The sequence below is a fragment of the Streptomyces sp. NPDC093546 genome, from assembly GCF_044765045.1.
Taxonomy (GTDB): Bacteria; Actinomycetota; Actinomycetes; order Streptomycetales; family Streptomycetaceae; genus Streptomyces.
This window is the reverse complement of record NZ_JBIWJG010000003.1, coordinates 517,956-543,713: the sequence shown is the minus strand read 5'-3', so window position 1 is coordinate 543,713 and position 25,758 is coordinate 517,956. Positions and strand designations below refer to the sequence as shown.

19 protein-coding genes and 1 riboswitch are annotated in these 25,758 nt (G+C 71.6%); of the genes, 10 read left to right on the top strand and 9 right to left on the bottom strand.

Translation table 11 applies throughout. From position 1 onward, the window contains the following. Positions 1 to 15 precede the first annotated feature (15 nt). Positions 16 to 1,416: an SWIM zinc finger family protein gene (locus tag ACIRNI_RS08955; protein ID WP_403549635.1), complete on the top strand. Its 1,401-nt coding sequence runs from the start codon at positions 16 to 18 to the stop codon at positions 1,414 to 1,416. Positions 1,417 to 1,440: 24 nt separating this feature from the next. Continuing rightward, positions 1,441 to 3,033: a DUF5691 domain-containing protein gene (locus ACIRNI_RS08950; protein WP_403549633.1), complete on the top strand. Its 1,593-nt coding sequence runs from the start codon at positions 1,441 to 1,443 to the stop codon at positions 3,031 to 3,033. Positions 3,034 to 3,169: 136 nt separating this feature from the next. Here ACIRNI_RS08950 and ACIRNI_RS08945 read toward each other — a convergent pair whose 3' ends face one another. Next, complete coding sequence (locus tag ACIRNI_RS08945) at positions 3,170 to 3,577, bottom strand: cobalamin B12-binding domain-containing protein (protein WP_403549631.1); 408 nt, start codon at positions 3,575 to 3,577, stop codon at positions 3,170 to 3,172. A gap of 198 nt (positions 3,578 to 3,775) precedes the next feature. Here ACIRNI_RS08945 and ACIRNI_RS08940 point away from each other — a divergent pair, with 198 nt between their 5' ends. Continuing rightward, entirely contained in the window at positions 3,776 to 4,546 is a 771-nt protein-coding gene (locus ACIRNI_RS08940) for an esterase/lipase family protein (RefSeq protein ID WP_403549629.1), read from the top strand. A gap of 228 nt (positions 4,547 to 4,774) precedes the next feature. Further along, positions 4,775 to 6,145 (top strand): M23 family metallopeptidase, encoded by a 1,371-nt coding sequence (locus tag ACIRNI_RS08935; RefSeq protein ID WP_403549627.1) that lies wholly within the window; start codon positions 4,775 to 4,777, stop codon positions 6,143 to 6,145. A gap of 30 nt (positions 6,146 to 6,175) precedes the next feature. Here ACIRNI_RS08935 and pcrA read toward each other — a convergent pair whose 3' ends face one another. Beyond that, positions 6,176 to 8,659 (bottom strand): DNA helicase PcrA, encoded by a 2,484-nt coding sequence (pcrA, locus tag ACIRNI_RS08930; protein ID WP_403549625.1) that lies wholly within the window; start codon positions 8,657 to 8,659, stop codon positions 6,176 to 6,178. A gap of 198 nt (positions 8,660 to 8,857) precedes the next feature. After that, positions 8,858 to 9,015, top strand: a riboswitch (cyclic di-AMP (ydaO/yuaA leader). Between pcrA and ACIRNI_RS08925 the strand changes: the two genes are divergently transcribed. Beyond that, the gene (locus ACIRNI_RS08925; protein WP_403549624.1) at positions 9,014 to 9,937 is read left to right on the top strand and encodes a C40 family peptidase; all 924 of its coding nucleotides are present in this window, start codon (positions 9,014 to 9,016) and stop codon (positions 9,935 to 9,937) included. (Overlaps the previous riboswitch by 2 nt.) A 45-nt stretch (positions 9,938 to 9,982) precedes the next feature. On the opposite strand, the gene ACIRNI_RS08920 is transcribed toward ACIRNI_RS08925, so the two are convergent. Next, complete coding sequence (locus ACIRNI_RS08920; protein WP_403549622.1) at positions 9,983 to 10,336, bottom strand: hypothetical protein; 354 nt, start codon at positions 10,334 to 10,336, stop codon at positions 9,983 to 9,985. Between the two features lie 291 nt (positions 10,337 to 10,627). On the opposite strand from ACIRNI_RS08920, the gene ACIRNI_RS08915 reads away from it, so the two are divergent. Both ACIRNI_RS08915 and ACIRNI_RS08910 read left to right on the top strand, forming a co-directional pair. Beyond that, entirely contained in the window at positions 10,628 to 11,719 is a 1,092-nt protein-coding gene (locus tag ACIRNI_RS08915; RefSeq protein WP_403549620.1) for an NlpC/P60 family protein, read from the top strand. A gap of 18 nt (positions 11,720 to 11,737) precedes the next feature. Next, the gene (locus ACIRNI_RS08910; RefSeq protein ID WP_403549885.1) at positions 11,738 to 12,556 is read left to right on the top strand and encodes a GNAT family N-acetyltransferase; all 819 of its coding nucleotides are present in this window, start codon (positions 11,738 to 11,740) and stop codon (positions 12,554 to 12,556) included. On the opposite strand, the gene ACIRNI_RS08905 is transcribed toward ACIRNI_RS08910, so the two are convergent. The 3 genes from ACIRNI_RS08905 to ACIRNI_RS08895 form a co-directional block, all read right to left on the bottom strand. Next, positions 12,511 to 13,731 (bottom strand): alpha/beta hydrolase, encoded by a 1,221-nt coding sequence (locus ACIRNI_RS08905; protein WP_403549618.1) that lies wholly within the window; start codon positions 13,729 to 13,731, stop codon positions 12,511 to 12,513. The genes ACIRNI_RS08910 and ACIRNI_RS08905 overlap by 46 nt on opposite strands. A 102-nt stretch (positions 13,732 to 13,833) precedes the next feature. Continuing rightward, on the bottom strand, positions 13,834 to 14,532 hold the full coding sequence (locus ACIRNI_RS08900; RefSeq protein WP_403549616.1) for a LuxR C-terminal-related transcriptional regulator: 699 nt from the start codon (positions 14,530 to 14,532) through the stop codon (positions 13,834 to 13,836). Continuing rightward, on the bottom strand, positions 14,529 to 15,803 hold the full coding sequence (locus ACIRNI_RS08895; protein WP_356646921.1) for a PspC domain-containing protein: 1,275 nt from the start codon (positions 15,801 to 15,803) through the stop codon (positions 14,529 to 14,531). The genes ACIRNI_RS08900 and ACIRNI_RS08895 overlap by 4 nt, the downstream gene beginning before the upstream one ends. A gap of 222 nt (positions 15,804 to 16,025) precedes the next feature. Between ACIRNI_RS08895 and ACIRNI_RS08890 the strand changes: the two genes are divergently transcribed. Both ACIRNI_RS08890 and ACIRNI_RS08885 read left to right on the top strand, forming a co-directional pair. Next, the gene (locus ACIRNI_RS08890) at positions 16,026 to 17,360 is read left to right on the top strand and encodes a PspC domain-containing protein (RefSeq protein WP_403549614.1); all 1,335 of its coding nucleotides are present in this window, start codon (positions 16,026 to 16,028) and stop codon (positions 17,358 to 17,360) included. Next, complete coding sequence (locus ACIRNI_RS08885) at positions 17,347 to 17,610, top strand: hypothetical protein (protein ID WP_403549612.1); 264 nt, start codon at positions 17,347 to 17,349, stop codon at positions 17,608 to 17,610. Before ACIRNI_RS08890 ends, ACIRNI_RS08885 begins: the two co-directional genes overlap by 14 nt. On the opposite strand, the gene ACIRNI_RS08880 is transcribed toward ACIRNI_RS08885, so the two are convergent. Further along, complete coding sequence (locus tag ACIRNI_RS08880) at positions 17,517 to 18,026, bottom strand: DoxX family membrane protein (protein ID WP_403549610.1); 510 nt, start codon at positions 18,024 to 18,026, stop codon at positions 17,517 to 17,519. The two genes, ACIRNI_RS08885 and ACIRNI_RS08880, sit on opposite strands and share 94 nt — an antisense overlap. Positions 18,027 to 18,188: 162 nt before the next feature. Next, positions 18,189 to 19,772 (bottom strand): glutamine-hydrolyzing GMP synthase, encoded by a 1,584-nt coding sequence (gene guaA, locus ACIRNI_RS08875; RefSeq protein WP_355366035.1) that lies wholly within the window; start codon positions 19,770 to 19,772, stop codon positions 18,189 to 18,191. A 311-nt stretch (positions 19,773 to 20,083) separates the two neighbouring features. Between guaA and ACIRNI_RS08870 the strand changes: the two genes are divergently transcribed. Beyond that, the gene (locus tag ACIRNI_RS08870) at positions 20,084 to 20,374 is read left to right on the top strand and encodes a chorismate mutase (protein ID WP_403549607.1); all 291 of its coding nucleotides are present in this window, start codon (positions 20,084 to 20,086) and stop codon (positions 20,372 to 20,374) included. 416 nt (positions 20,375 to 20,790) lie between these two features. Here ACIRNI_RS08870 and ACIRNI_RS08865 read toward each other — a convergent pair whose 3' ends face one another. Continuing rightward, positions 20,791 to 25,581, bottom strand: coding sequence for an FG-GAP-like repeat-containing protein (locus tag ACIRNI_RS08865; protein WP_403549605.1), 4,791 nt, complete (start codon positions 25,579 to 25,581; stop codon positions 20,791 to 20,793). Positions 25,582 to 25,758: the final 177 nt, after the last annotated feature.

Sequence of the window (25,758 nt, the reverse complement as noted above, 5' to 3'; positions counted from 1 at the left end):
CATACCGTCGGGGACATGAATCAGCAGGGGGTGCGCTGGACGGCGGAACAGGTGCTGGCACTGGCTCCTGACGACGCCTCACGCAAGGCGGGAAGCAAACTCGGCACGGCCGGACCGTGGTCCGACGCGGGCGCCGGCGGCGCGGGGGCCGTCTGGGGCCTGTGCAAGGGCAGCGGGAGCAAGCCGTACCAGACGATCGTGGACACCACCGGCCCGGCGTACAAGTGCAGTTGTCCGAGCCGGAAGTTCCCGTGCAAGCACGCGCTGGGGCTGCTGGTGCTCTGGGCGTCGGACGAGCACGCCGTGCCCCACGCCGAGACCGCGCCCGAGTGGGCCGAGCAGTGGCTCGCCGGGCGCCGGGAGCGGGCCGCCGGCCGCGAAGGAGGGGACGCGGCCGGCGCCCAAACCCCGAAGTCCGCCGACCCCGAGGCGGCGCGGCGCCGCGCCGCACGCCGGTCGGCCCGGATCACCGCGGGCGCGCGGGAGTTGGAGCAGCGGCTCGCCGATCTGCTGCGCGGCGGGCTCGCCTCCACCGACCAGGCGGGGTACGGGCTGTGGGAGGAGACGGCCGCCCGCATGGTCGACGCGCAGGCCCCCGGACTGGCCGGCCGCGTCAGGGAGCTGGGCGCGATACCGGGCTCGGGCCCGGGCTGGCCGGTGCGGCTGCTGGAGGAGTGCGCGCTGACGCACCTCCTCGACCAGGCGTGGCTCGGCATCGACCGGCTGCCCGAGCCCCTCGCCGCGACCGTACGCACCCGCGTCGGGCTCACCGCCCCCGCCGACGGCCCGGCCGTACGCGACCACTGGACGGTCCTCGCCCAGTACGACACCACGGACGGCAAGCTCACCACGCGCCGCATCTGGCTGCACGGGCGGGACAGCGGGCGCACGGCCCTGCTCCTCTCCTTCGGCGCCGCGGGACGGGCACCGCAGCTCGCGCTGCCCGTGGGCGTGGTCATCGACGCCGAAGTCACGCCGCACGCGGGCGCCGGGCAGCTGCGGGCCGAGCTCGGCCCGCAGTTCTCGCCCCCGGTCCCCGCCGGAGGGCCGCCGCCCGGCGGCACGGTCACGGACGCGCTCGCCGCGTACGGACGCGCCCTGCGGGAGGATCCGTGGCTGGACGCCTGGCCGGTGACGCTCACCGACGTCATACCCGTGCCGTCACAGGACGGCACCTGGCAACTGGCCGCGGCCGACGGCGCGGCCGCACTGCCGGTCTCCCCCGCCGCGCTCGGCCGCGCGGGCCTGTGGCGGCTGGTCGCCCTCTCCGGCGGCGGCCCCGTCACCGTCTTCGGCGAGTGCGGGCACCGGGGCTTCACCCCGCTCGCCGCCTGGTCGGCGGAGACGCCCGGGACCGTCCCACCCGGGACCGTTCCGCCCGAGACCGTTCCGCCCGAGACCGTTCCGCTCACCTGACGCCGGCCTACGGAGGACGACGCCATGACCACCACCCCAGCCTGGGAAGACCTCGTCACCTCGGCACTTCTGGGCACCGAGCGGCGGCCGCCCGGTGCCGACGTCATGCCGCCCGGCGGCGCTCCCGCGAAGGACGCGCCGGTCGCGCTCCTGGACGCCGCCGCCCTGCACACCGTGCGGCGCAGAGCCGGTCTGCTGCCCGCGCCCGCCGCCGCCCCGCCCGAACCGGCGCCGCACGATCCACGGCCGCCCGTCCCCGAAGCGGCCCGCCGCCGGCTCACCCAGCTGCTCGCCGACCGATCCGGGCCCTCCCAGGGCGGCGGCCGGCGCGGCGCGGCACCCGACCTCACCGAGCTCCTGCCCCAGTGGCTCGCGACCGCGAACGAGCACGGATACCGGGCGCCCGCCTCCGCGCTCCCCGCCCTGCTGGACGCCGCCCGTGCCCGCACCGACCTGCGGCCCCAGGCCCTCACCTTCGCCGGGCCGCGCGGCCTGTGGCTCGCCCGGTTCAACCCGGAGTGGCGGTTCGCCCTGCGCGGCGCCTCGGGGGTGGCCGCGCTGCCCGCGCCCGACGACGCCCAGGCGGTACGGAGTCTGTGGGAGGAGGGCCTCTTCGCCGAGCGCGTCGCCCTGCTGGCGGCCGTACGGGCCCACGAGCCGGGCGCCGCGCTCGAGCTGCTGCGCTCCACCTGGCCGACCGAACGGGCCGAGGACCGGCTCATGTTCCTCGACTCCCTGCGCACCGGCCTCTCCGACGCCGACGAGCCTTTCCTGGAAGAGGCGCTCTCCGACCGCAGCCGCAACGTCCGCGCGACAGCCGCCGAGCTGCTGTCCGCGCTGCCGCACTCGGCGCTGGCCGGGCGCATGGCCGCGCGGGCGGCGTCGTGCGTCAGCCTCGACCGGACCGGCGACACCGCCGTGATCTCGGTCGAGGCACCGCACGAGTGCGACGCCGGCATGCAGCGCGACGGCGTCCTGCCGAACCCGCCCGCCGGGCGGGGCGAGCGGTCCTGGTGGCTCGGCCAGCTGGTCGAGGCCACGCCGCTCTCCGCATGGGCCGCACGGCTCGGCGGGCGCACGCCCGAGGAGATCGTCGCGCTGCCCGTCGCCGACGACTGGTGCGACGAGCTGCACGCCGCGTGGTGCCGGGCGGCGGTCCGGCAGCGGGACGCGGCATGGTCGCGCGCCCTGCTCGGGCCGCCCGCGACGCCGCCGGCCTCGCTGGCCGAACGGTCCAAGCTGCTGTCCGCCCTGCCCGCGGACGAACGGGCCCGGTGGGTCGCCGACTTCATCGCCGCGCACGGCCTGTCGGAGGCGTTCCAGCTGCTCGGCGTCTGCGCCGTGCCCTGGGCGGAGCCGCTGGGCCGCGCGGTGGTCGACGCCCTCGACATCGCCCGCGACGCCGGAAGCTACCCGTGGAGCTTCAGCGGCGTGATGGGCCTCGCGGAACGCTGCCTCGACCCTGCCGAGGCGGCCCGCCTCGAGGTCCTCACCGCCGTGCCCGACGAAGCGGAGGACGCGTCCCCCGGCGCGGGCGGCTACTGGTCGGAGGCGTTCCAACGGCTGGTGTCGACGCTCCGGCTCCGCGCGACGATGCGGACGGAGCTCACGCCGTAGCTGGGGGCACGGGGCCGGCCGTGGCTTGTGCCGGTGGGCGCGGGGCGGGGGCCGGGACCGATCCACCGCCCGTGCGCGCATCCCCCGGTGGGTGCCATGCGGGCCGGGGTGGACGGTGGCCGACCCGCCTACGCGGCTACGCGGCTACGCGGACGTTGGCGTTGACCCAGTCGACGATCGACGCCGTCGTCGCACCCGGCGTGAAGATCTCCGCCACGCCCTTCTCCTTCAGCGGCGCGATGTCCGCCTCCGGGATGATGCCGCCGCCGAAGACCTTGATGTCCTCCGCGTCCCGCTCCTTCAGCAGCTCGAGCACCTTCGCGAACAGCGTGTTGTGCGCGCCCGAGAGGATCGAGAGGCCGATCGCGTCCGCGTCCTCCTGGATCGCGGTGTCCACGATCTGCTCCGGCGTCTGGTGCAGGCCGGTGTAGATGACCTCCATACCGGCGTCACGCAGGGCCCGCGCGATCACCTTGGCCCCGCGATCGTGGCCGTCGAGACCCGGCTTGGCCACCACCACGCGGATCGGACCGGTCACACCCATCACTGCCTCCACATGCGTCCCCCGTGGGTATATCCCGGGGAGGTGAACGAACGTTATCGACAGCATCCCGCAAGCAGCCGTTTCACGGTCAATACCGAGGGGGAAATCACACGTGGGACATGCTTGTGAGGGGAATCCTCACGTCGGCGCGGCGTGGCGCGGTGCCTCGTGTGCCGGTGCGGGAGGGCAAGGTCGGCCATGAGGGTCATCGCGCTGTTCAAGGCCACGGCCCTGGAGCTGGCCATCCTCGCCTGCCACCTGGTCCTCTACCCCACCGGTGTCGCCCCGGAACGCCGCCGCCCCGCTCCTCCGCCCGCGGTCGCGGGCGGGCGGCCGCCCGTCGTGCTGCTGCACGGGTTCATCGACAACCGTTCCGTCTTCGTGCCGCTGCGCCGCTCCCTCGCCCGGTCCGGCTGGCCGCTCCAGCACCTGGAGTCGCTCAACTACTCCCCTCTCACCTGCGATCTGCGCACCGCCGCCGCCCTGCTCGGCCGCCATGTCGAGGACGTCTGCGCCCGCACCGGCCACCCCGAGGTGGACGTGGTCGGGCACAGCCTCGGCGGGCTGATCGCCCGCTACTACGTGCAGCGGCTCGGCGGCGACCGGCGCGTACGCACGCTGGTCACGCTGGGCACACCGCACGCGGGCACCGCCTTCGCCCCGTTGGCCGGCGCCCACTCCCTGGTCCGGCAGATGCGTCCCGGCTCGTCCGTCCTGCGGGAGTTGGACGAGCCCGCGCCCCGGTGCCGTACGCGTTTCGTGAGCTTCTGGAGCGATCTCGACCAGGTGATGGTCCCCGCCGAGACGGCGTGCCTGCGCCATCCGGACCTGATCACGGAGAACGTCCGCGTCACCGGGATCGGCCACCTGGCGCTCCCGGTCCACCCGGCGGTGGCCGCCTCGGTCCGCCAGGTGCTGGAGTCCGAGGAGCCGACCGCCGGAATGGCGGATTCCGTGTCGGTGGCGTGAACGCAACGCCACAACCATCGAACGGATTTCGAACGTACGGCCAAGGCTCTGTGTGTACTCCGCCGAAAGGCGGCTGAATGCCCGTTTCCCTCGGACCCGAGACTCTCGGAAGATTGTCGCTTGCGCGTACCGCCGGGTACAGTCGCGCCCACTGCTTTCCCCTCTGGGGTTCCCCATCCCGGGGCCGCGCCCAGACCTGGTCCTGCTGCCGAGGCGAGAGAGAAGTTGGTGAACGACCAGCACCCCCACGCCGGGTACGTCGGAGACGACGCCTACACCACGGGCAGCTACGGCACTGGCAGTTACACCACCAGCACGTACGACACCGGTGCCTATGACACCGGTGCCTTCGCGACCGACCCGCTCTTCGGCGCCCTCCCCGGGTCCTATGACGGTACCCAGCAGGCGAGTTATGACACCGCGGGTTACCAGAACGGTTACGACGCGGGCCACAGCGGCCAGTACGACACCACGCAGTGGGACGACGCCACCACCGGTTACGTCGAGTACTCCGAGTACACCGGCCAGTGGGACGCCGGCGCCTGGAACAACCAGCCGCAGAACGACCAGCAGCAGACCGAACAGCCGCAGAGCGCACAGCCGCAGTACGACACCGCCGCCTACGACGCCACCGCCTGGCACTACGCGCCCACCGAGACGTTCGTACCGGAGCAGTACGACTACGCCTCGGCAGAGGCCCTCCAGCCGGAAGCTCCTCACGAAGCCCCCGAGCCGGAGCAAGAACCGGAGCAGGAACCGGCGCACGACGCGGAGGCCGTGGCCGACGCCGCGACCGTCGCCGCGCCCGTCGTCCCCCGTCCCGCCCGCCGCTCCGGCGGAGGCGGCGGCGGCCGTGGCCGACGGCGTACCCCCGCGAAACGTTCCGCGCTCCTGACCGTCGCCGTGCCGTCCGCCTGCGTGATGGGTGTCGCCGGAATCGCGGCGGCCTCCGTCAGCGGCCTCACCGGAGGCGAGCAGAAGGCCGAGGCCAAGCCGGTGACCGCCGAGGACCCCTCCTCCGTCAAGACCGTCGCCGCCGCCAACAGCGCCCTGGACACCCAGCTCGCCGCGCTCAGCGCCGACGCCCGCGACTTCGGCGACCGCGCCAGTCGCACCCAGGAGCGCATCGACCTCAAGAACCGCCAGGAGGCCGAGCGCAAGAAGCGCGAGGAGGAGGCCGCGCGCCGCGAGGCGCTGCGCCCCAAGTTCGCGCTCCCCGTCAAGCTGCACCAGCTCAGCGCGTACTACGGGCAGGCCGGCGTCAACTGGATGTCCCTGCACAGCGGGATCGACTTCCCCGTGCAGTACGGCACGCCCGTGATGGCCGCCACCGACGGCACCGTACGCACCCAGTGGAACAGCGCCTACGGGAACATGGCGATCGTGACCGCCAAGGACGGCACCGAGACCTGGTACTGCCACCTCAGCAGCACCAAGATCCGGTCCGGCGAGGTCAAGGCCGGTGACGTCATCGCGTACTCCGGCAACTCCGGCAACTCCACCGGACCGCACCTGCACTTCGAGGTACGTCCCGGCGGCGGCTCCCCGATCGACCCGCTGCCGTGGCTGCGCAGCCACGGTCTCGACCCGACCGGCTGAACCGGCAGCCGGTTCAGCCGGTTCAGCCGGCTAGAGCTTCTCGACCGGCGCGTACCGCAGCAGCAGCCGCTTCGGCTTGTCGTCCCCGAAGTCGATCGTCGCCTGCGCGTCCCCGCCCGCGCCCGTCACCGCCATCACGGTGCCGAGCCCGAACTGGTCGTGCGTCACCCGGTCCCCGACCGCCAGCGCGATCACCGGCTTGTCGGTCGTACGCCGCGTGGCGAAGCCCGACGGGCCGGAACGGGACCGCGAGGACGACAGGGAGGCCGTAATCCCGGAGGCCGGGCCGCCGGACGACGGCTTGGCCATCGCGCCCGTGCGCTTCCACTCCAGGTGCTGGGCCGGGATCTCCTCCAGGAACCGCGAGGGCGGGTTGTACGAGGGCTGGCCCCACGCGCTGCGCATCGACGACCGCGTGAGGTAGAGCCGCTCGCGGGCGCGCGTGATGCCCACGTACGCCAGGCGCCGCTCCTCCTCCAGCTCCTTGGTCTGGCCGAGGGCGCGCATGTGCGGGAAGACGCCGTCCTCCATGCCCGTCAGGAACACCACCGGGAACTCCAGGCCCTTGGCGGTGTGCAGCGTCATCAGCGTGATGACGCCGGAGCCTTCCTCGTCCTCGTCCGGGATCTGGTCGGAGTCGGCGACCAGCGCCACCTGCTCCAGGAACTCGGCGAGCGTACCGGGGTTGTCGCCGCGCTCCTGCTCGAACTCCAGGGCCACGGCGGCGAGCTCCTGGAGGTTCTCGATGCGGGTCTCGTCCTGCGGGTCGGTGGAGGCCTGCAGCTCGGCGAGGTATCCGGTGCGCTCCAGGACCGCCTCCAGGACCACGGCCGGTCCGGCGCCGGACTCGGCGATGGTGCGCAGCTCGTCCAGCAGCGTGTTGAACCGCTTCACGGCGTTCGCGGAGCGCGCCGCCATGCCGTACGCCTCGTCGACGCGGCGCAGCGCCTGCGGGAAGGTGATCTTCTCGCGGAGCGCGAGCGCCTCGATCATCGCCTCGGCGCGGTCGCCGATGCCCCGCTTGGGCACGTTGAGGATGCGGCGCAGCGGGACGCTGTCCTCCGGGTTCGCCAGCACGCGCAGGTACGCCAGGACGTCCCGGACCTCCTTGCGCTCGTAGAAGCGGACGCCGCCGACGACCTTGTACGGCAGGCCGACGCGGATGAAGATCTCCTCGAAGACACGGGACTGGGCGTTCGTCCGGTAGAAGATCGCGACGTCGCCGGCCTTCGCCTCGCCCGCGTCCGTCAGCCGGTCGATCTCGTCGGCGACGAACTGCGCCTCGTCGTGCTCGGTGTCCGCGACGTACCCGATGATCCGCGTCCCGGGGCCGGCGTTCGTCCACAGGTTCTTGGGGCGGCGGCTCTCGTTGCGCTCGATCACCGCGTTGGCGGCGGAGAGGATGGTCTGCGTGGAGCGGTAGTTCTGCTCCAGCAGGATCGTCGTCGCGTCGGGGTAGTCCTCCTCGAACTGGAGGATGTTGCGGATGGTCGCGCCGCGGAAGGCGTAGATCGACTGGTCGGCGTCACCCACGACGCACAGCTCGGCCGGGTCCAGGTCCTCGTAACCGGTGCCCACCAGCTCGCGTACGAGCGTGTACTGCGCGTGGTTGGTGTCCTGGTACTCGTCGACGAGGACGTGGCGGAAGCGGCGGCGGTAGTGCTCGGCGACGTCCGGGAACGCCTGCAGCAGGTGGACCGTCGTCATGATGATGTCGTCGAAGTCCAGGGCGTTGGCCTCGCGCAGCCGCGCCTGGTACATGCGGTACGCCTCGGCGAGCGTCTTCTCGAAGCCTCCCCCTAGGCCTTCGGCCTGGGAGGTGCCCCCAGCGGCCTGGTCGGCGAAGGTCTCCTCGTCGATCAGCTCGTTCTTCAGGTTGGAGATCTTGGCGCTGAAGGACTTCGGCGGGAACTTCTTCGGGTCGAGGTCCAGGTCGCGGCAGACCAGCGCCATGAGGCGCTTGGAGTCGGCGGCGTCGTAGATCGAGAAGGACGACGTGAAGCCGAGCCTCTTCGACTCGCGGCGCAGGATGCGCACGCACGCGCTGTGGAAGGTCATCACCCACATGGCGTTGGCGCGCGGGCCGACGAGCTGCTCGACGCGCTCCTTCATCTCGCCCGCGGCCTTGTTGGTGAAGGTGATCGCCAGTATCTGGCCGGGGTGCACGTGCCGGGTGCCCAGGAGGTGCGCGATGCGGTGGGTCAGCACCCGGGTCTTGCCGGAGCCGGCACCGGCGACGATGAGCAGCGGCGAGCCGGTGTGGACGACGGCGGCGCGCTGCTGGTCGTTCAGCCCCTCCAGCAGCGCGGCGGGGTCCACGACGGTGCGCGGCGCGCCGTCGCGGTGGTACGCGTCCCGGGCCGGGGGCACGTCGAAGCGGTCCCCGAAGAGGTCGTGCGGGACCTCCTCCGGGGCCGGGGCGTGGTCCTCGGCGTCCTCGGGGGGCGGCGGCGGTTCCTCGGAGGTGTGGTTCCGCAGGTCCGCCAGGAAGCTGTCGTCAAAGAGGCTGCTCATCGCCTATCGAGTCTAGGCCGCCCCACTGACAGTCGGGGCCGAACCGGTTTCGTCGCTCACCGCGACCACACATAAGCGCCGGGTAAAGGTCACGAAAATGTATCCGGCATATCGAACATCATCCTTCACAGCACCACCACACGTTGGCTAGCGTGCCGACCAAGCGGACCGTTCCCTCATCGGCGAACCACGCCGATCGGACCGCCCACGCCGAATCCGCTCTCCCCGCACGGGAGTTGGAACCGGGGACCCAACCATGCACCATGGGGTGAATCGGCCGTTTCCGCAGGCCGTAGGGCACCTTCCGTTCGCCCGAACCCGCCGGCTGACCCGGTAGGCGGCCTACGGAAGGAGATGCCGGCCTTGGCGTCGCATCGCAAGCCGCGCAGCAGCACCACCCGCACGTTCGGTACGTTTGGTTCGTTTGGTACGAATTCCCCCGCCGTCGGGGTCACGACGGCCGCCATCGCCTCGGTCACGACCCTGCTGTCCGCTCAGTCCGCCCAGTCCGCCGAAGTCGCACCGGGCCGGCCGACGGTCGAGGAGGTGCAGAGAAAGGTCGACGACCTCTACCGGCAGGCCGGCACGGGTACGCAGGCGCAGCGGTACGCCACTCCCGTGCAGCCCGTGCAGCCCGTCCAGCCCGTCCAGCCCGTCCAGCCCGTCCAGCCCGTCGGCGATGGCGTCGAAGTCGTCGAGGTGGCGAAAGCGGAGCCCGCCGCGCGGCAGGGCGAGTCGGCGAAGACCCCCGACGCGCTGCGGGCCGGCAAGCGGACGGTGCAGCGCAAGCTCGCGGAGGCGCGCGCCCTGCTGGCCCGGACGGAGGCCCTCGCGGAAACCCGCGCGGAGGCGCCGTCGTACGAACCGGCGCACGAGCCGACGTACGCACCGGAAGCCCGCGAGGCCGATACCGGCCCCGATCGCGCCGCGGCCAAAGCCGACAAGGTGCTGGCCTTCGCCCGCGCCCAGCTCGGCAAACCGTACGTGTGGGGCGCGGCCGGCCCGAGCTCGTACGACTGCTCCGGCCTGACCCAGGCGGCCTGGAAGGCGGCGGGTGTCGACCTGCCGCGTACCACCTGGGAACAGGCCCACGTCGGCACGCGCGTCTCCATGGACGAGCTGCGCCCCGGCGACCTGGTGTTCTTCTACGACGACATCAGCCATGTCGGCATCTACCAGGGCGACGGCGTGATGATCCACGCCCCGCGGCCCGGGATGAACGTACGCGAGGAGCCGGTCCACTCCATGCCGGTGTCCGGCTGCGTGCGCCCCGCGTAAGAGAGACCCCGAAAGACCCCGGGCTCAGACCTCAGACCTCAGGCCTCAGGTCCAGAGCGTCGCGATGAAGATGTTGGCGACGGTGAGGCCGCCCACGGCGCCGAAGAGCGGCTTCTCGACCGTCTCCTCGTCCCGCTTGACGTAGACCAGGCCGAGAATGACGACCAGGATCGCCAGCTTCACGCCGATCTTGATGTTGTTCACGGTCTGGTCGTCGGCCTGGTTCAGCCCGACCAGGGCCACGCCCGTGACCAGCATGGTCAGCGCGCCGTGCAGCATGCCGGGGCTGAAGCGCGCCGTGCCCGCGCCCATCGCCTTCATCTGGGACAGGAAGCCGCCCAGCAGGGCGCCGATACCGATGATGTGCAGCGCGACGAAGACATTGATGAGTACGTCCATGCGCCGGAGCCTAACCGGGGCCATAGCACCGGCCCCCGGCCGGGGTTGCCTCATTCGTCGCCTCGGTCACAGTTGATACGGAATGCGCGGTTCCAGGTGCGTCGCCGCCGACGGAAGCCGCCTCCGAACTCTCACCTGCGGGCAATTGCGGTCACTCCCCCTCACCGCCGTGACCGGCGGGCTTAGCGTCCTCCCCCAGGTGGCCGGTTCTCCCACCGCCGTCTTCCGACTCCCGGGCGGCGGCCGGCCACCCCACCCACACGTGACAGGGAAGGGAAGTGACCCGCCCTCGTGGCAGCTCACCCAGAACCTCCGCAGCACCGCAAGCACCGCAAGCCCCGGCAGAGATCCCTGAACGGATCGGCGGCCGGGCGCACCGCCGCCGGCTTCGTCCTCGCCGGGGCGGCGACCGCCACCGTCCTCGGCGGCACCGGGCACGCGGAGCCCCGCCTCTCCCCCGCCCAGATCAGGACCGAGGTGGACCGGCTGCACCGGGAGGCCGAGGAGGCCACCGAGCGGTACAACGGCGCCAAGGAGCAGGCCGACAAGGCACGCTCCTCGCTGGACGCCCTGCGGGACGAGGCCGCCCGCCGGACGGAGCGGCTCGCCGCCACCCGTAACGCGCTCGGTTCGGTGGCCACCGCCCAGTACCGGCACAGGGGGCTCGACCCCGCCCTCCAGCTCGCCCTCTCCACCGACCCGGACGCCTACCTGGAGGGCGCCGCCCTCGCCGAGCGCGCCGGGACCCGCCAGGCCGACGCCATCGCCGCCGTGCGCCGCGAGCTCGCCGGGATCGCGCAGCTGCGCGCCGAATCCGGCGGCCACCTGCGCGAACTGGAGGCCCGCCAGGCCGAACTGCGCCGCCACAAGGCCATGGTCCAGCAGAAGCTCGCCGCCGCCGAGCGCCTCCTGGGCCGGCTGTCCGCCCCCGAACGCGCCCGGTACGAGAACCCCGGCGCGGGCGCGGGCACGGACACGGACTCCGGCCCGACGGCCGGGAACCCCCCGCCGACGCACGCACGGCAGGCGCCCAACGCACGCGCCGCGCAGGCCGTGTCGTACGCGTACGGGGCCCTCGGCAAGCCGTACGTCTGGGGCGCGACCGGGCCGTCGGCCTTCGACTGCTCGGGGCTCACGCAGGCCGCGTGGCGCTCCGCCGGGGTGGCCCTGCCCCGTACCACGTACACCCAGATCAACGCCGGACAGCGCGTCCCACGCTCCGCGCTCGCCCCCGGTGACCTGGTGTTCTTCTACTCCGGGGTCAGTCACGTCGGTCTCTACATCGGCGACGGCAAGATGATCCACGCCCCGCGGCCCGGCGCACCCGTGAGGATCGCGCCGATCGACGAAATGCCGTGGGCGGGGGCGACCCGGGTCGCGTAGGGTCCCGGATCCATGACGATGGATCGCGACACTCCCGAAGGCATCCCCCAAGGCACCCGCGAAGGCATCCCCGAAGGCATCGCCGACGACCTCCAGGACTGCGTCCGCACGCTGGCGCTGCGGTCCCCCGATCACCGCCGCGTGGGCCCCTTCGTCCTGCGCTACAACCCCGACTGGGACATCCCGCCCGCCAACTACGCCATCCCCGACGCGGGCGCCGCCCCCACCAAGGCGGAGATCGACGAACTGGTGGCGGCCTTCCGGGAGCTGGAGCGGGTGCCGCGCCTGGAGTTCCAGCCGGCCTGCGCGCCGGAGCTCGAACCGGCGCTGCTGGCGGCCGGGTTCACCGTCGAGCGGCGGGCGCCGCTGATGGCGTGCGCGCCGGGCGGGCTGCGGGAACCGGGGCCCGTCGAGGGCATCGCCTTCGACGAGCCGGCGGACGACGCCGCGTACGCCGCGGCCGCCTCGGTGCAGAACCTCGCGTACGGCGGGACCGGCGAGGCGAACGCGGGCGCGATCCGCTGGCTGCGCACGGCGGCGGCGGGCGGCGGTGTCGCCGGAATCGCCACGGACACCGCCGACGGTACGACGGTGGGGGCGGGCGGCTGCTCGGTGCCGGTGGACGGGCTGAGCGAGCTCGCCGGGCTGGCGGTCGCGGCGAGCCACCGGCGGCGGGGCATCGGCGGGAACCTTTCGGCGTACCTGACGGCGACGGCTTTCGCGCGCGGCTGCCGGCTGGTGTGGCTGGAGCCGGCTGACGCGTCGATCGAGCGGATCTACGCCGGGATCGGCTACCGGCGGGTGTCGGAGAAGGTGGACATCTCGCTGGCTCCCTGACGGCCGGTGCCGCCGGGACCTCCGGTGCCGCCGGGACCTCCGGGACCCTGCGCCCCTGCCCCGGAAGCGCCGGCCCCCATCCGTGCCGTCAGCCACTCGAAAACCGACGGCACCTCCCGCATCCAGGAGGCCGTGCGGTGGCCGCCCGCGACCTGGCGGACGTCGATCCGGGTCGGCGGCCGGGAGACGGCGCGCAGGTCCAGGCCCTGCTGGAAGCCGTCGTTCCCGTTCCCGGTGAACAGCATCGTGATCCTGGGCGGCGTCGCGGCCGCCTTCAGGAGGGTGAGCGGGTTGTGCCGGTGCCGCAGTTCCGGATCGCGGCCGGTGAGTGAGGACGGCTCGGCGGCGGGGTCGTTGTAGCCGGACATGCTGATCGCGTACCCGTACCGGTCCGGGTGCGCCACCGCCAGCTTCGCGGCGCAGTGCGCGCCCGCCGAGTACCCGGCTACGGCCCAGCCGTCGGGCGTGTCGAGGGCGCGGAAGGTGTCCACGACCATCCGGCGCACGTCGATGCTGAGCCACGAGTCGGCGTTCACCTTGCCCGGGACGTTGGCGCAGCCGGTGTCGGTGTCGCCGAGCAGGGTGGTGCGCGGCGACACCAGGATGAACGGCGCGACCGTGCCCTGCCGCATCAGCGGCTCCAGCTGCCTGCTCGCGTGCAGGCTGCCGAACCAGGACTTCGGGGAGCCGGGGAAGCCGGAGAGGAGCTCGACCACCGGGAACTTCCGGTCCTTGTACGCCGGGTCGTCGTACTGCGGCGGCAGCCACACGTACACCTCGGCCTCCACCCCGGAGATCCGGCCCTTCAGGGTGGTGCGCCGGACGCCCTCCCCCATGCCGGGGTCGTCGACCGGCTCGAAGGCCTGCCGCACCTGCGGCAGGTCGGCGACGCGCTTGCCGCCCGTGCCGTCGGGCCCGAGGTCGATCGCCGCGTCGACGTGGTCGCTGGTGCCGAGGAGGTCGCCCCAGCCGTCGTACAGACGGTTGGCGTTGTTGACGGCGACGAAGACCACGACGATCGCGGTGAGCTGGGCGAAGGCGACCATGCCGAGCCGCAGCGCGCCCCGCACGAGCGCCGGTCCGCGCAGCCGGGTCCACAGGGCCAGCGGCAGCAGGACCGCGATCACGGCCAGCAGGATCGCGGTCACGAAGAAGGGCGTACCCGTCAGGCTCATCACGGTCTGTAGGAGGGGACCGGAACCGTGCGGGTTGCCCCGGTTATGTACCGATATCCGCGGACGGACCCGCGGACCGGGGACTCGGGAGACCCGGGAGACTCAGACGAGGCGGCGCGCCGTCGCCCAGCGGGTCAGCTCGTGCCGGTTGGACAGCTGGAGCTTCCTGAGCACCGCCGAGACGTGCGACTCGACCGTCTTCACCGAAATGAACAGCTGCTTGGCGATCTCCTTGTACGCGTACCCGCGCGCGATCAGCCGCAGCACCTCGCGCTCCCGCTGGGTCAGCCGGTCCAGGTCCTCGTCGACGGGCGGGGCGTCCGTCGAGGCGAAGGCGTCCAGCACGAACCCGGCCAGCCGGGGCGAGAACACCGCGTCGCCGTCCTGCACCCGGAAGACGGAGTCGACCAGGTCGGTGCCGGTGATCGTCTTGGTGACGTACCCGCGGGCGCCGCCCCGGATGACGCCGATGACGTCCTCGGCGGCGTCCGAGACCGACAGCGCGAGGAAGCGGACGGGGTTCTCGGCGTCGGCCATCAGCGGCGCGCAGCGGCGCAGCACCTCGACGCCGCCGCCACCCGGCAGGTGGACGTCGAGGAGGACCACCTCGGGGCGGGTCGCGGTGATCACGGAGACGGCCTCGTCGACGTCGGCGGCCTCCCCGACCACCTCGACGCCGGTCGTCTCGGTCCGCCCGATCTCGGCCCGGACGCCGGTGCGGAACATCCGGTGGTCGTCGACGAGCACCACCCGCACCCGCCGCTCCGCAGCTTCCGTGGAAGCCGTCGTCTCCTCGGTCATGCGTCGTCCGCCCTCTCCATCTCGAGCTCCACTTCGGTGCCGTCCCCGGGCACCGACCGCAGCCGCGCCGTGCCGCCGTTGCGCTGCATCCGGCCGATGATCGATTCTCGTACGCCCATCCGGTCGGCGGGCACCGCGTCCAGGTCGAAGCCGGGCCCCCGGTCCCGTACGGAGACGAAGACGGTACGGCCCTCCACCTCGGCGTACACCTGTACGGCCCCGCCCCCGCCACCGTACTTGGCGGCGTTGACCATCGCCTCACGCGCGGCCTGCATCTGCGCGGCCAGCCTCTCGTCCAGCGGGCAGTCGCCGACGACCACGACCTCCAGGGGGACGCCGTGCGTGTCCTCGACCTCGGCGGCGGTGCGCTTCACGGCCTCGGCGAGGGTCTCGGGCTCCTGGTCCTCGTCCTTGCCGGTGCCCTCCGGCTTGTACAGCCAGTTGCGCAGCTCGCGCTCCTGGGCGCGGGCGAGGCGGCGGACCTCGCCCGGGTCGTCGGCGTTGCGCTGGATGAGGGTGAGGGTGTGCAGGACGGAGTCGTGGACGTGGGCGGCGACCTCGGCGCGCTCCTGGGCGCGGATGCGCATGGTCCGCTCCTCGGAGAGGTCCTGCGACATCCGCACCAGCCAGGGCCCGGCGAGCAGGGCCATGCCGGCCAGTACGGCTATGGCGGCGGTGAGCGCGGTGCCCAGCTGCGCGGCCGAGCCGCGCACCACCATGAAGACGGTCAGGCCCATGCCGACGAGGGCCACCCCCGCGAGGCCGCGCGCGAGCTGGAAGAGGCGCTTGCGGCGGCCGGAACGGGTCCACTGGGCCCGGCGCGCGTTGTCCGCCTGGCGCCACACCAGGACGACACCCACCCCGACGAGCAGGATCGGCCAGACGTACCGGTTCGCCTCGCCGCCCAGGTTGACGCTGCTGACGAAGGCGCCGGCGCCGATCGTCAGCGCGATGAGGGCGACGATCTGGCCCTTGTCGGGCTTGCGGAGGCGGCGCCGCCCGTCGGAGGTGGTCTCGAAGACGGAGCGCGGCTCGGCGGCCCTGCCCCCGACGCCGAGCGGGACGACGATCCAGAAGACGGCGTACAGCAGCACGCCGAGTCCGTCGGCCATGAAGAGGGCGAGGAAGACGAACCGCACCCAGATGACGGGCAGCCCGAGGTGCCCGGCGAGGCCCCGCGCGACACCGCCGAGCATCCGCCCGTCGGCGCTGCGGTAGAGCTTGCGCACGGGCGGTTCGTCGGTCTCGGGCGGACGGGTGGCGGCGGGCATGGTCCGATCGTCACACGGCATCCGGCCTCCCCACATCAGGGTCGATCCCCTACGCGGCCCTGAGAAGGCCTCCGTGGGAACGCCTCCCCGAGAAGGCCTCCGTGGGCACTCCCCGCGGAAACGCCTCCGCGGAAACGCCTTCCGGGGCTCGGGGGCGATATCAGGGACGGGCCAGGGTCGGCCCCGGTGCCGCCGGGGCGCGCGGGCCGCCACCATGGACGTATGACCAGCACGACTCCCGTGCCGCCCGAGGAGGCGCCCGAAGGGTCGGGCGTGCCCGCGCCCGCCCCCCATCCGCCGCTGCGCCGCGCGCGTCGCCGGCACAAGGTGGTGGCCGGGGTGTGCGGCGGCCTCGGCCGGCACTTCGACCTCGACCCGGTGATCTTCCGGGTGGCGGTCGGCGTCCTCGCCGTCACCGGCGGCCTCGGCCTGCTCTTCTACGGCTTCGCCTGGCTGCTGATCACCGCCGAGGGCGAGGAGGAGAACGAGGCGCGCCGGCTGCTGTCGGGCCGCGTCGACGGCGCCTCGCTGACGGCCGTGCTGATGGCGCTCGTCGGCTGCGGGCTGTTCCTGTCGATGCTGGGCAACAGCAGCACCATCTCCTTCTCCCTGCTGCTGGTCATAGCGGTGAGCGGCGCGGCCGTCTGGTCCCAGCGGCGCCGGCTGGCGGTCGACGCGGAGGTTCCGCAGGCCCCGGCGGCGGCGCACGCGGTGGCGCACGCCGTCGCGGAGGCGCCGCCCGAGACGCAGGCCCCGCCGCCGCCCGCTGCGCCGTCGTGGTGGCGGGACCCGATCGTCAAGGACGGTACGACGGGGCCGCTGCCGCTGGGCTACCTGTGGGGGCCCGAGGACGCGGCGGGCGCCCAGGGCGCGGTCCACGGCCGCCCGGCCAGGAGCGCCTGGCGACCGGCACCCCCCACCACCGCCCCGCGCTCGATCGGCGGCCTGGTCTTCCTGCTCGCGCTCCTGGCGGGCGCACTCGGCACAGCTGTGCCCTGGGGGTCGCAGCCGCTCGGTACGTGCCTGCAGACGGGTTTCGCGTGCGCGCTGGGCGTCCTCGCCCTCGGCCTCGCGGTCAGCTCGTTCCTGGGCCGCACCGGCTTCGGCACGGTCTTCATGACGGTCGTGACGGCGCTGCTGCTGGCGGGCGCCTCCCTCGTCCCACGACAGATCGACACCGAGTGGACCCGTACGACGTGGCGGCCGGCCACGGTCGCGGACGTCCAACCCCGGTACGCCGTGGGCAGCGGCGTCGGCACGGTGGACCTCTCCAAGGTGGCCGTCCCCCCGAAGCGCACCCTGAGCACCTCGGCGGAGGTGGGCGCCGGCCGCCTGGAGGTGGTCGTCCCCCGGAACGTGACCGTGACGGTGCACGCCCAGGTGGGCCTCGGTGACGTGCGGCTTCCGGCCGAGCCGGCCGACGACGTCGACATCGCGCCGGACCGGGACACGACCCGTACGATCCCGCCGCCCCGGGGCGTGCCCCCGGCGGGCACCCTGCACCTCACGCTGAACGCCGCGCTCGGACTGGTGGAGGTCACCCGTGCTGCGTCATGAGTTCCGCCCGGGCCGGCTGATCGCGGGCGCCACGGGCATGGCGATCGCCGTCCTGTACGCGGGCGACGCCGCCGGTTCCTGGCACACGCCCTGGTACGCGGTGCTACCGCTGCTCTGCGGCGGGCTGGGTCTCGCGGGCGCGGCCGCCTGGGTCGCCTACCGGCTGCGCCGGCGCCGCGTGGCGCGCACCGCGTCGACGGAGAGCACGGACGCCCCGGCGAGCACCAGCGGCAGCCACGCCATGAGGTAGGCGAGGTCGTTGCCGTAGTAGTACGGGTCGGACTGCCAGCTCACGGTCAGCCACAGGCTCAGCGAGATCAGCGCCCCACCGGCCGCCGCGAGCCGCGCGAACAGCCCGAGGAGCGTCCCGGCCCCGACGGCCAGCTCCCCGAAGGCGATGCCCTGCCCGAACGCCTCCGGGTTCTTCAGCGCCACGTCGACCAGCCACGGCACGGCGGAGGAGTCCCGTACGGACCGCATGAGCTCCCCGACCGAGCCGGCGCCGGACGCGGCCAGGAACCGGTCGTCGGTGAGCTTGTCGAGCCCGGCGTAGACGAAGGTGACGCCGAGGAAGATCCGCAGGGGCAGCAGCGCGTAGCGCGCGGCCGCCGCCCGCATCCCCCGGGGCGCCCCCGTCTCCGTCGTCCGGTACGTGTGCCCACCCATCCCCGACCTGCCTCTCCACCGCATGAACCGATTGTCCGGCCCCACCCCATGGATACGCGACGGAAGGACCACCGGTTCAGCGCTCGGCATTCGGCGTCGTACGACGAAGCCGCCGCCCCCTCGGGGGGACGGCGGCTTCATCCGGCTACGCCCGGAGTGGGGTCACTCCCACTCGATGGTGCCCGGCGGCTTGCTGGTCACGTCCAGCACCACGCGGTTGACGTCGCGCACCTCGTTGGTGATGCGCGTCGAGATGCGGGCCAGCACGTCGTACGGCATCCGCGTCCAGTCGGCGGTCATCGCGTCCTCGGACGAGACGGGCCGCAGGACGATCGGGTGGCCGTACGTGCGCCCGTCACCCTGGACGCCCACGCTGCGCACATCGGCGAGCAGGACGACCGGGCACTGCCAGATGTCGCGGTCCAGGCCGGCCGCGGTGAGCTCCTCGCGGGCGATGGCGTCGGCCTCGCGCAGCAGGTCCAGGCGGTCCTTGGTGACCTCGCCGACGATGCGGATGCCGAGGCCGGGGCCCGGGAAGGGCTGGCGCTGGACGATCTCCTCCGGCAGGCCCAGCTCCTGGCCGACCATCCGGACCTCGTCCTTGAACAGCTTGCGCAGCGGCTCGATCAGCTTGAACTCGAGGTCCTCGGGGAGCCCGCCCACGTTGTGGTGGGACTTGATGTTCGCCGTGCCCGTACCGCCGCCCGACTCGACGACGTCCGGGTAGAGGGTGCCCTGGACGAGGAACTCGACCGGCTGGTCGTCCGGCGCCTCGGCGATGATCTCGGCCTGGGCCTGCTCGAAGACCCGGATGAACTCACGGCCGATGATCTTGCGCTTCTCCTCGGGGTCGGAGACCCCGGCGAGCGCGGCGAGGAACCGCTCCTGCGCGTCGACGACCTTCAGCTGGACGCCGGTCGCCGCCACGAAGTCCTTCTCGACCTGCTCGGTCTCGCCCTTGCGCATCAGCCCGTGGTCGACGTACACGCAGGTCAGCTGCGAGCCGATGGCCTTCTGGACGAGCGCGGCCGCCACGGCCGAGTCGACGCCGCCGGACAGGCCGCAGATCGCGCGCTTGTCGCCGACCTGCGCGCGGATCGCCTCGATCTGCTCCTCGATGACGTTCCCGGTGGTCCAGTCGGGGCGCAGGCCCGCGCCGCGGTAGAGGAAGTGCTCCAGGATCTGCTGGCCGTGCGTGGAGTGCATCACCTCGGGGTGGTACTGCACGCCGTACAGCTTCTTCTCGTCGTTCTCGAAGGCGGCGACCGGCACGACGTCCGTGGACGCGGTGACGGTGAAGCCCTCGGGCGCGGCGGAGCAGGCGTCGCCGTGCGACATCCACACCGGCTGCTCGGCGGGGGTGCCCTCGAAGAGGGTGGAGGAGACCTTGCTGACGTGCAGCGGCGTACGGCCGTACTCGCGCGCGCCGGTGTTGTCGACGGTGCCGCCGAGGGTCGTGGCCATCAGCTGGAAGCCGTAGCACATGCCGAAGACGGGGACGCCGGCCTCGAAGATCTCGCGGTCGAGGGTGGGGGCGCCTTCCTCGTACACGGAGGACGGGCCGCCGGAGAGGATGATCGCCTTGGGGTTCTTGGCCAGCATCTCGGCCACCGGCATGGTGGACGGGACGATCTCGCTGTAGACCCGCGCCTCACGGACGCGTCGGGCGATGAGCTGGGCGTACTGCGCGCCGAAGTCGACGACGAGTACGGCGTCGGGCGCGGCAGCGGGATTCGCTGATGACACTACGGCGGCCTTCCGGCGGTGGGAGGAGGGGCTGTACGCCAATTCTACCGGCGTGTCCGCGCGACCTTTCGTCTCACCATCCGAACCCACGGTTGCCCGGATGGTCGGATGCACCATACTTGCCCCCATGCACAAGCAGCCGATCTACGTCTTTACCTATGGCACCGGGCCCGTCCGGCTGCCATGGTCGTGCTGCTTGAGCCACTGACAAGCGACTTCCCAGGCGCCCCGGGCCGACAAGGTCCGGGGCGCCTGTCGTTTCCGGGCCATGCCGCCCCGGGGCACCGCTCACCGAACGAGGAGCCCCCGCCATGACCGCACTCGACTCGCTCGACAAGACCGGCGCGCGCACGGACGACGCCGCGGAACTGATCGCCGACGCGCGCGAGCGCATCGACGCGCTCGACGACCGGATCATCGGCCTGATCCAGGAACGGGTGGCCATCTCGGCCGTCATCCAGGAGTCCCGGATCTCCTCCGGCGGCCGCCGCGTGAACCTGGCCCGCGAGATGGAGATCCTGGCCCACTACCGCTCCGCGCTGGGCAAGCCGGGCACCGCGCTCGCGATGACGATGCTGGAGCTGTGCCGGGGCCGCATCTGAGGCCGTATCTGAGTTCGGGCGCACCCTCACCCGTACGGCGCGTGACCGCGCGGTACCGGCCTTCGTTGGATCGGTTGTCCGTGTCAGCCAGGGGCGGGCCGAAGAAACCACGCGTGGCTCCGCTGGAGCGTGTGGCGTACCCGTCGGGTACGTCGTGGGACCTCGCTCCAGCGTGCGTGACCGGACGGCAGGGGACAGCAGCCCGGTCACCCGAAAAGGCGGTCGGCTCCGGGGACGCCCGGAGCCGACCGCATCCGGTCCGGACCGCAGTCCCGGTCCCGGTCCCGGTCCCGGTCCCCGTATGTACGCCGATGCTGTACGCCGAGATGGTGTACGCCGACGACCAAGGCCCCGCGGTGGGGATGACCGCGGGGCCTTGGTGTGTCACTTACTTGGTGGGACTTGTCGTCTTGCCACTACCAGGTGCCGGGTTCGGCGTGCCAGGAGGGCTGGGGGCTGTCGAAGTCGCCGTCGCTCTTACCGATGAAGGTGTAGGCACGGCTGGCTCCGCCGATTTCACTGAACATCATCGCAGCATCCTCCACGCCGTCGGCATTGAAATCGCCGGATATCACGTCACCGGCAAAGCCAAGTTTCCACCTCTCGCTCCAAAGAGATGCCTTCCAGTTGACCCGGGGCGGGCTGAATCCGCCTTCCGGAGAGGCCGTGAAGGTCTCCAGCTGGAGGCTGACGAGGTTGCCGTAGAGGGCTGCGATGTCCGTTCTCTTGTCACCGTTGAAGTCACCGCTGGTCAACCGTTCGGGAGCATTCCAGGTCTCTGCTCCCGAGGCCCACGCCCGGCCGCCGCTGGTGAATGAACCCGTGGACGAGGTGTTGAAACGCCACAGAGCCGCAGCACCGTTCTCGTACTGGTACAACCCGACCAGCTCAGCACGGCCGTCTCCGTCGAAGTCCCCCGCAAGCATCTCGGCCTTGGTCGCATCCCAGCCCCCAGCTCCGGACTTCCAGCTGGCGAGCGGAGCATTGAAGGTACCGTCCGCCTTCGCAACCAACGTGTGAAGGCCAGACGTGCCACTGCCGTAGTCGTAGAGGATCGCGAGATCATCGCGTTTGTCCCCGTTGAAGTCGCCACCTCGCACCTGACTGGCACCCCACGACCAGCTACTCGGATTGGCCGTGCTCTTGAGAGTGCGCTTGAAGGTTCCATCGGACTCGCCCAAGAAGCTCCATGTCGCGACGGAGCCATCGGCATAGCCGTAGAACGCGGCGACGTCGGCATGGCCATCGGCGTTGAAGTCGCCGGAGACCCACTTGCTCCGGGCGTAGTCGAAGCCGCCCTTCGCGCTTGTCCATGCCTCCTTCGGCGGGCCAAAGCCACCTGCGGGAGTGGCGGGTAGGACGTGAATCCCGGTAGTGGCGCCGCCATAGTTGTAGATGGTGATCATGTCGCTGCGGCCGTCACCGTTGACATCGCCCGCGAGTTCCGTGCGCAGACCACTGGTCATCGCGTTCGGCTTGTGTTCGGTAGCGATGTCACTCGCCCGGTTCCACCGCACGTAACCGCTCTCGAAGTCCGTCCGCGTCCCGCCGGTGACCTCGTACTCATCGGACGTCGGGAAGCCGAGCCAGCTGTTCTCCGACTCCAGGGAAATCCACTTCGTCCGAATCTGACCGGACACGGGCCAGGCGCCCGTCGCGCTGCTCCAGTAGATGGACGAGCTGTCTGCCGTCTCGTGCCGGAAGCGGTACCGCTGGAAGGAGCCGGCCTTGGGGTTGGTGGCCCGTACGTCGGTTGTCGGGTATCCCAGGGCGGCCGTGGCCCCGAGCTCCAGGTACTTCGTGTAGACGGAACCGTGGATCGAGAAGGCGCCGATGCCCTGGGCGTAGTAGATGGCGCCTGTCCTGCCGCCCTTGCTGAACGTGGTGACACGGCCGACCCCGTCGCTGGTGGGACGCTCGTCCGAGGTCGGGTAGCCGAGGACGCTGGTGTCGCGGCCCATCTCGTTCCACTTGACCCAGATGCTGCCGTGCACCGACCAGGCGCCGGTGTCCGGGCTCCAGAAGATGGACCGGTTCTCCGTCGCCGTCCCCGGCTGGTGGAAGTGGACATAGCGGCCCACGCCGTCTCCGGCGGTCTTGACGTCGCTGGTCGGGTAGCCGAACTTGGCCGGCCCGCCGAGCGCCTTGTACTTCGCCAGGATCGGACCGCACAAGGACCGCTTGCCGGTGGCCGTGGACTCGAAGACTTCACAGGTGCCCCACGGTGTGCCGCCCGTGACGAGCGGGCGGGCCGCACCGAAGGCGGAGTGGTTCACCGGCGCCCTGCCCGGGAACTCGACCGAGGCGCCCACGCCGTCCCGTGCCCACAGGTCCGCGAATCCGTCCCCCTCGAAGTCGCCCTCCGTGGACAGGTGCGGGTACGCGGCGGAGGTGAAGCCCGACCCGATGGACGTGGCGCGGACGGCCGCGTCACCGTAGACGGTCAGATCCGCGACGGTGAGATCGCCGGCGACGGGATTGAGCCGGCTGGTGTACTGGTGCACCGTGCCGGCCTTGGTGTCGCGGACCCACAGCTCCGGCAGCCCGTCCTTGTTGAGGTCACCGGGACCCAGCAGGGTCATGTTCTGCCAGTCGGCGTTGCCGAGCGGAATGGGCTCGGAGAACTCGTCCAGGAAGGGGCTGCCCTGGGCGCCGAGGTACAGCCACAGCTGACCGCCCGACTTGACCAGCAGGTCCGGAGTGTCGACGTCGGTCAACGTGCCGTCGCCGTTGTCGTCGTTCATGCTGCCGACCGACAGGATCTGGTCGGCGTCGTGCCAGTGGTTGGCGTCGACGGACAGCACCTGGAGTTCGCGGCGTCCGAACTCCGTTCCGGCCAGCCGGCCGTTGCCCTCGTTGCTGTAGGTCCACAGTTCCTTGCGCGCGGGGTCCTCGGCACCGGGGCGGAGCGCCACCAGGTCCTCGTAGTAGTCCTCGTTCCAGCTGCCACGGTGGGCGATGACCGCCTCGCCGAACGACTCGTCGTCGGCTTGCTGGCCGAGGCCGAACTTTCCGTTGCCCTGGCCCGGGTGCGTCCACAGCGCGCCGCCGCCAGGGTCGACACTCCACAGGTCGACGGTCCCGTCGCCGTTGAGGTCGCCCGGCTTGTCGCGCTCAGGCGCGCGCGTCGCGATGAAGAGATAGGCGCGCAGGGCTGAGCGGTTGCCGGCCGCGTCGACGCTGCGCACGTACAGGTACTGCGGTCCCGCGCTGAGTGGCGTGTACTCGATCTTCGGCGGCTTCAGCGGATCCGGGAAGTCCTTGGCGTACACGAAGCGTTCCCTGGAGTCGGAGTCGGACCACCACATCCAGTGGGTGACGTCGTTGACGCCGCCGTTGGTGAGGAAGAACTCCCCCTTCGTGCGCGCCGGGTTGCCGTCCGTCTCGGCCGGGAACTGCTTCGAGTCCACGCCGGGGAGCGCAGAGGGGGCGTTCTTGTCGAACGTGAACCGACAGGTGTCGCTCACCGGGCTGTTGGCCGTGCCGTCGCCGGCGACCACGTTCCACCAGTAGGTGCCGCTGGCCAGGTTCCGCGTATCAATGCGCAGCGAGGCGACCGAGCCCCGGCTCGCGTTGACCTTGGCCGGACGGACGGGAGCAGCCGTCGAGCCCACCATCGCGTACTGGAACTGGGCCGTGAGGTTGCTGTCCTCCGCGTCGTCCACCTTGGCACGGAGAGTGACGTAGTCGGTGATGCCGAACGTGCCGCCGGTGCAGGGCACCGACGGGTTCGTGGACAGGTTGCTCGGCTTGACCGGCAGAGTGTTCATGTACGTCGAAACACGTACGGAGTGGGGATCGAACTTGCGCCAGGAATGATCGACCGTGGAACTCCGTGCCGTCAGAGCGAAGGCCCACGCGGGGTACTTGCCTTTGGCGGCCTTGCTGATGGCCGAGGTGACATCGAATTCGACCAGCCCGGCCGTGTCGGCGGGGCAGTTGCGACCTCCGAACGACTCTCCGGAGGAGTCGACCGTGGAGAGCCACGTGGGCTGGTTGTTCCACGTGATGTTCGAAGGGAGAGCCTTCCCGACATCCTTCACAAGAATGTCACCGGATTTACACGACCACGAGCCCGCGTGCGTCTGCTTGATGCGCAGCGTGGACTTGATGATCTGCTTGTCCCGGACGTCCCCCGTGGCAACGCGGAAGTACGTGTTCGCGCTCACCGTCCCGCCGTTGGGGTCGTTGGCGACGCCGACGCGAGCGAAGTCGGAGATGGTGCCGCCGTTCCAGTACACCGTGTTCTCGGTGCCTGGGTAGCCGGTGTGCTTGTACGCGATCGACCAGGCGTTCTTCCAGGCGTCCTTCCCCCAGGCCGGGTCGATGACGACGGGGAAGACGGTTCCGGGGTCACTGAGGAGCTTCTTGTCCGGCGTCAGCGTGAGTGCGTGCTTCGTCAGCTTCATGCCCATCGGCGCCTGACGCGATCCCTCCGTCGCCCCGGTGAGCACCGCTGCGAGGGGGCGCTTCGCCGTCGGCGAGGACGTGACGGCCTCGGACCCTGCCGAGTCCCACATGAGGGGCTTCGGCGCGGAGAACGCGGCATCACCGTTGGGCGTGACGGCGCGGAGACCTCCGTCGGGACTGGACTTCACGTCCAGGCCCTCGCCCTTCAGGCCGAAGCTGACCGAGGCCAGCGCCGGGTTCTTGGCAGCCTTGGCGTTCTTGACGACCAGTGCGTGCGAGAACGAGTCCACGGTCGTCGTGGCTGTCAGGTCGACGCCGGGGAGCACCTCCGCATACGTCGCGGTGTTTCCGTTCACCGACGGCTTGGGCAACGTTCCGGGCCAGGACAAGGACAGCTCGCGGCCGTCCTGCCTCATGGTCGCGAAGGTCCCGTCCCCTCCACCCGAGAAGGAAACCTGCAGAGCGGTGGCCCCGGGAGAAATACGCCCGTCCCTCTTGACGGTGAGTGCCGGGTCGGCGGGGACCAGCTTGCCCTGTTGCCGGACCCGCACCGGAACAATGGCACGGTCCACGCTGAACGTGCCGTCCGGATTCGCGAACGTCTCATCGGTTTCCGTACGCATCGAAATAATTTCGACGCGCTTTCCGGTCTTCGCCGCCTTCCTTTCGGCAGCCGCACTTTCCGCCCTCCGCTTGTCCGTCAGGCTCGACTCGGACGCACTATCGGCGCGGGCGTGCACATCGCCATCTTCGGCGACAGCCATATCCGGCCGCAAGGTGACAAGCCCTGCGAACATCGCCCCGATGGCGACGACTGATATTCGCTTTCTCAAAATCCCCCCTGGTTCATTCACTGCCTTCTTTCCAGCTCGTGAAGCGCTCCGCAGGGGGCCGAGAAGCCCTGGTCGGCAGTCACTCAACGTGGCACCACGCCTGCGGCAAATCCCGTTTGTATCAGGCGAAGGGGGGCCTGT

Excerpts from the sequence above, each read along its gene's own strand:
- ACIRNI_RS08910 (WP_403549885.1), top strand. The coding sequence starts at position 11,738 with ATGGATCGCGACACTCCCGAAGGCATCCCCCAAGGCACCCGCGAAGGC.
- ACIRNI_RS08900 (WP_403549616.1), bottom strand. The coding sequence starts at position 14,532 with ATGACCGAGGAGACGACGGCTTCCACGGAAGCTGCGGAGCGGCGGGTG.
- ACIRNI_RS08870 (WP_403549607.1), top strand. The coding sequence starts at position 20,084 with ATGACCGCACTCGACTCGCTCGACAAGACCGGCGCGCGCACGGACGAC.
- ACIRNI_RS08890 (WP_403549614.1), top strand. The coding sequence starts at position 16,026 with ATGACCAGCACGACTCCCGTGCCGCCCGAGGAGGCGCCCGAAGGGTCG.
- ACIRNI_RS08925 (WP_403549624.1), top strand. The coding sequence starts at position 9,014 with ATGCCGGCCTTGGCGTCGCATCGCAAGCCGCGCAGCAGCACCACCCGC.
- ACIRNI_RS08945 (WP_403549631.1), bottom strand. The coding sequence starts at position 3,577 with ATGGGTGTGACCGGTCCGATCCGCGTGGTGGTGGCCAAGCCGGGTCTC.
- ACIRNI_RS08905 (WP_403549618.1), bottom strand. The coding sequence starts at position 13,731 with ATGAGCCTGACGGGTACGCCCTTCTTCGTGACCGCGATCCTGCTGGCC.
- ACIRNI_RS08880 (WP_403549610.1), bottom strand. The coding sequence starts at position 18,026 with ATGGGTGGGCACACGTACCGGACGACGGAGACGGGGGCGCCCCGGGGG.
- ACIRNI_RS08920 (WP_403549622.1), bottom strand. The coding sequence starts at position 10,336 with ATGGACGTACTCATCAATGTCTTCGTCGCGCTGCACATCATCGGTATC.
- ACIRNI_RS08950 (WP_403549633.1), top strand. The coding sequence starts at position 1,441 with ATGACCACCACCCCAGCCTGGGAAGACCTCGTCACCTCGGCACTTCTG.
- ACIRNI_RS08865 (WP_403549605.1), bottom strand. The coding sequence starts at position 25,581 with ATGTTCGCAGGGCTTGTCACCTTGCGGCCGGATATGGCTGTCGCCGAA.
- ACIRNI_RS08895 (WP_356646921.1), bottom strand. The coding sequence starts at position 15,803 with ATGCCCGCCGCCACCCGTCCGCCCGAGACCGACGAACCGCCCGTGCGC.
- pcrA (WP_403549625.1), bottom strand. The coding sequence starts at position 8,659 with ATGAGCAGCCTCTTTGACGACAGCTTCCTGGCGGACCTGCGGAACCAC.
- ACIRNI_RS08955 (WP_403549635.1), top strand. The coding sequence starts at position 16 with ATGAATCAGCAGGGGGTGCGCTGGACGGCGGAACAGGTGCTGGCACTG.
- ACIRNI_RS08940 (WP_403549629.1), top strand. The coding sequence starts at position 3,776 with ATGAGGGTCATCGCGCTGTTCAAGGCCACGGCCCTGGAGCTGGCCATC.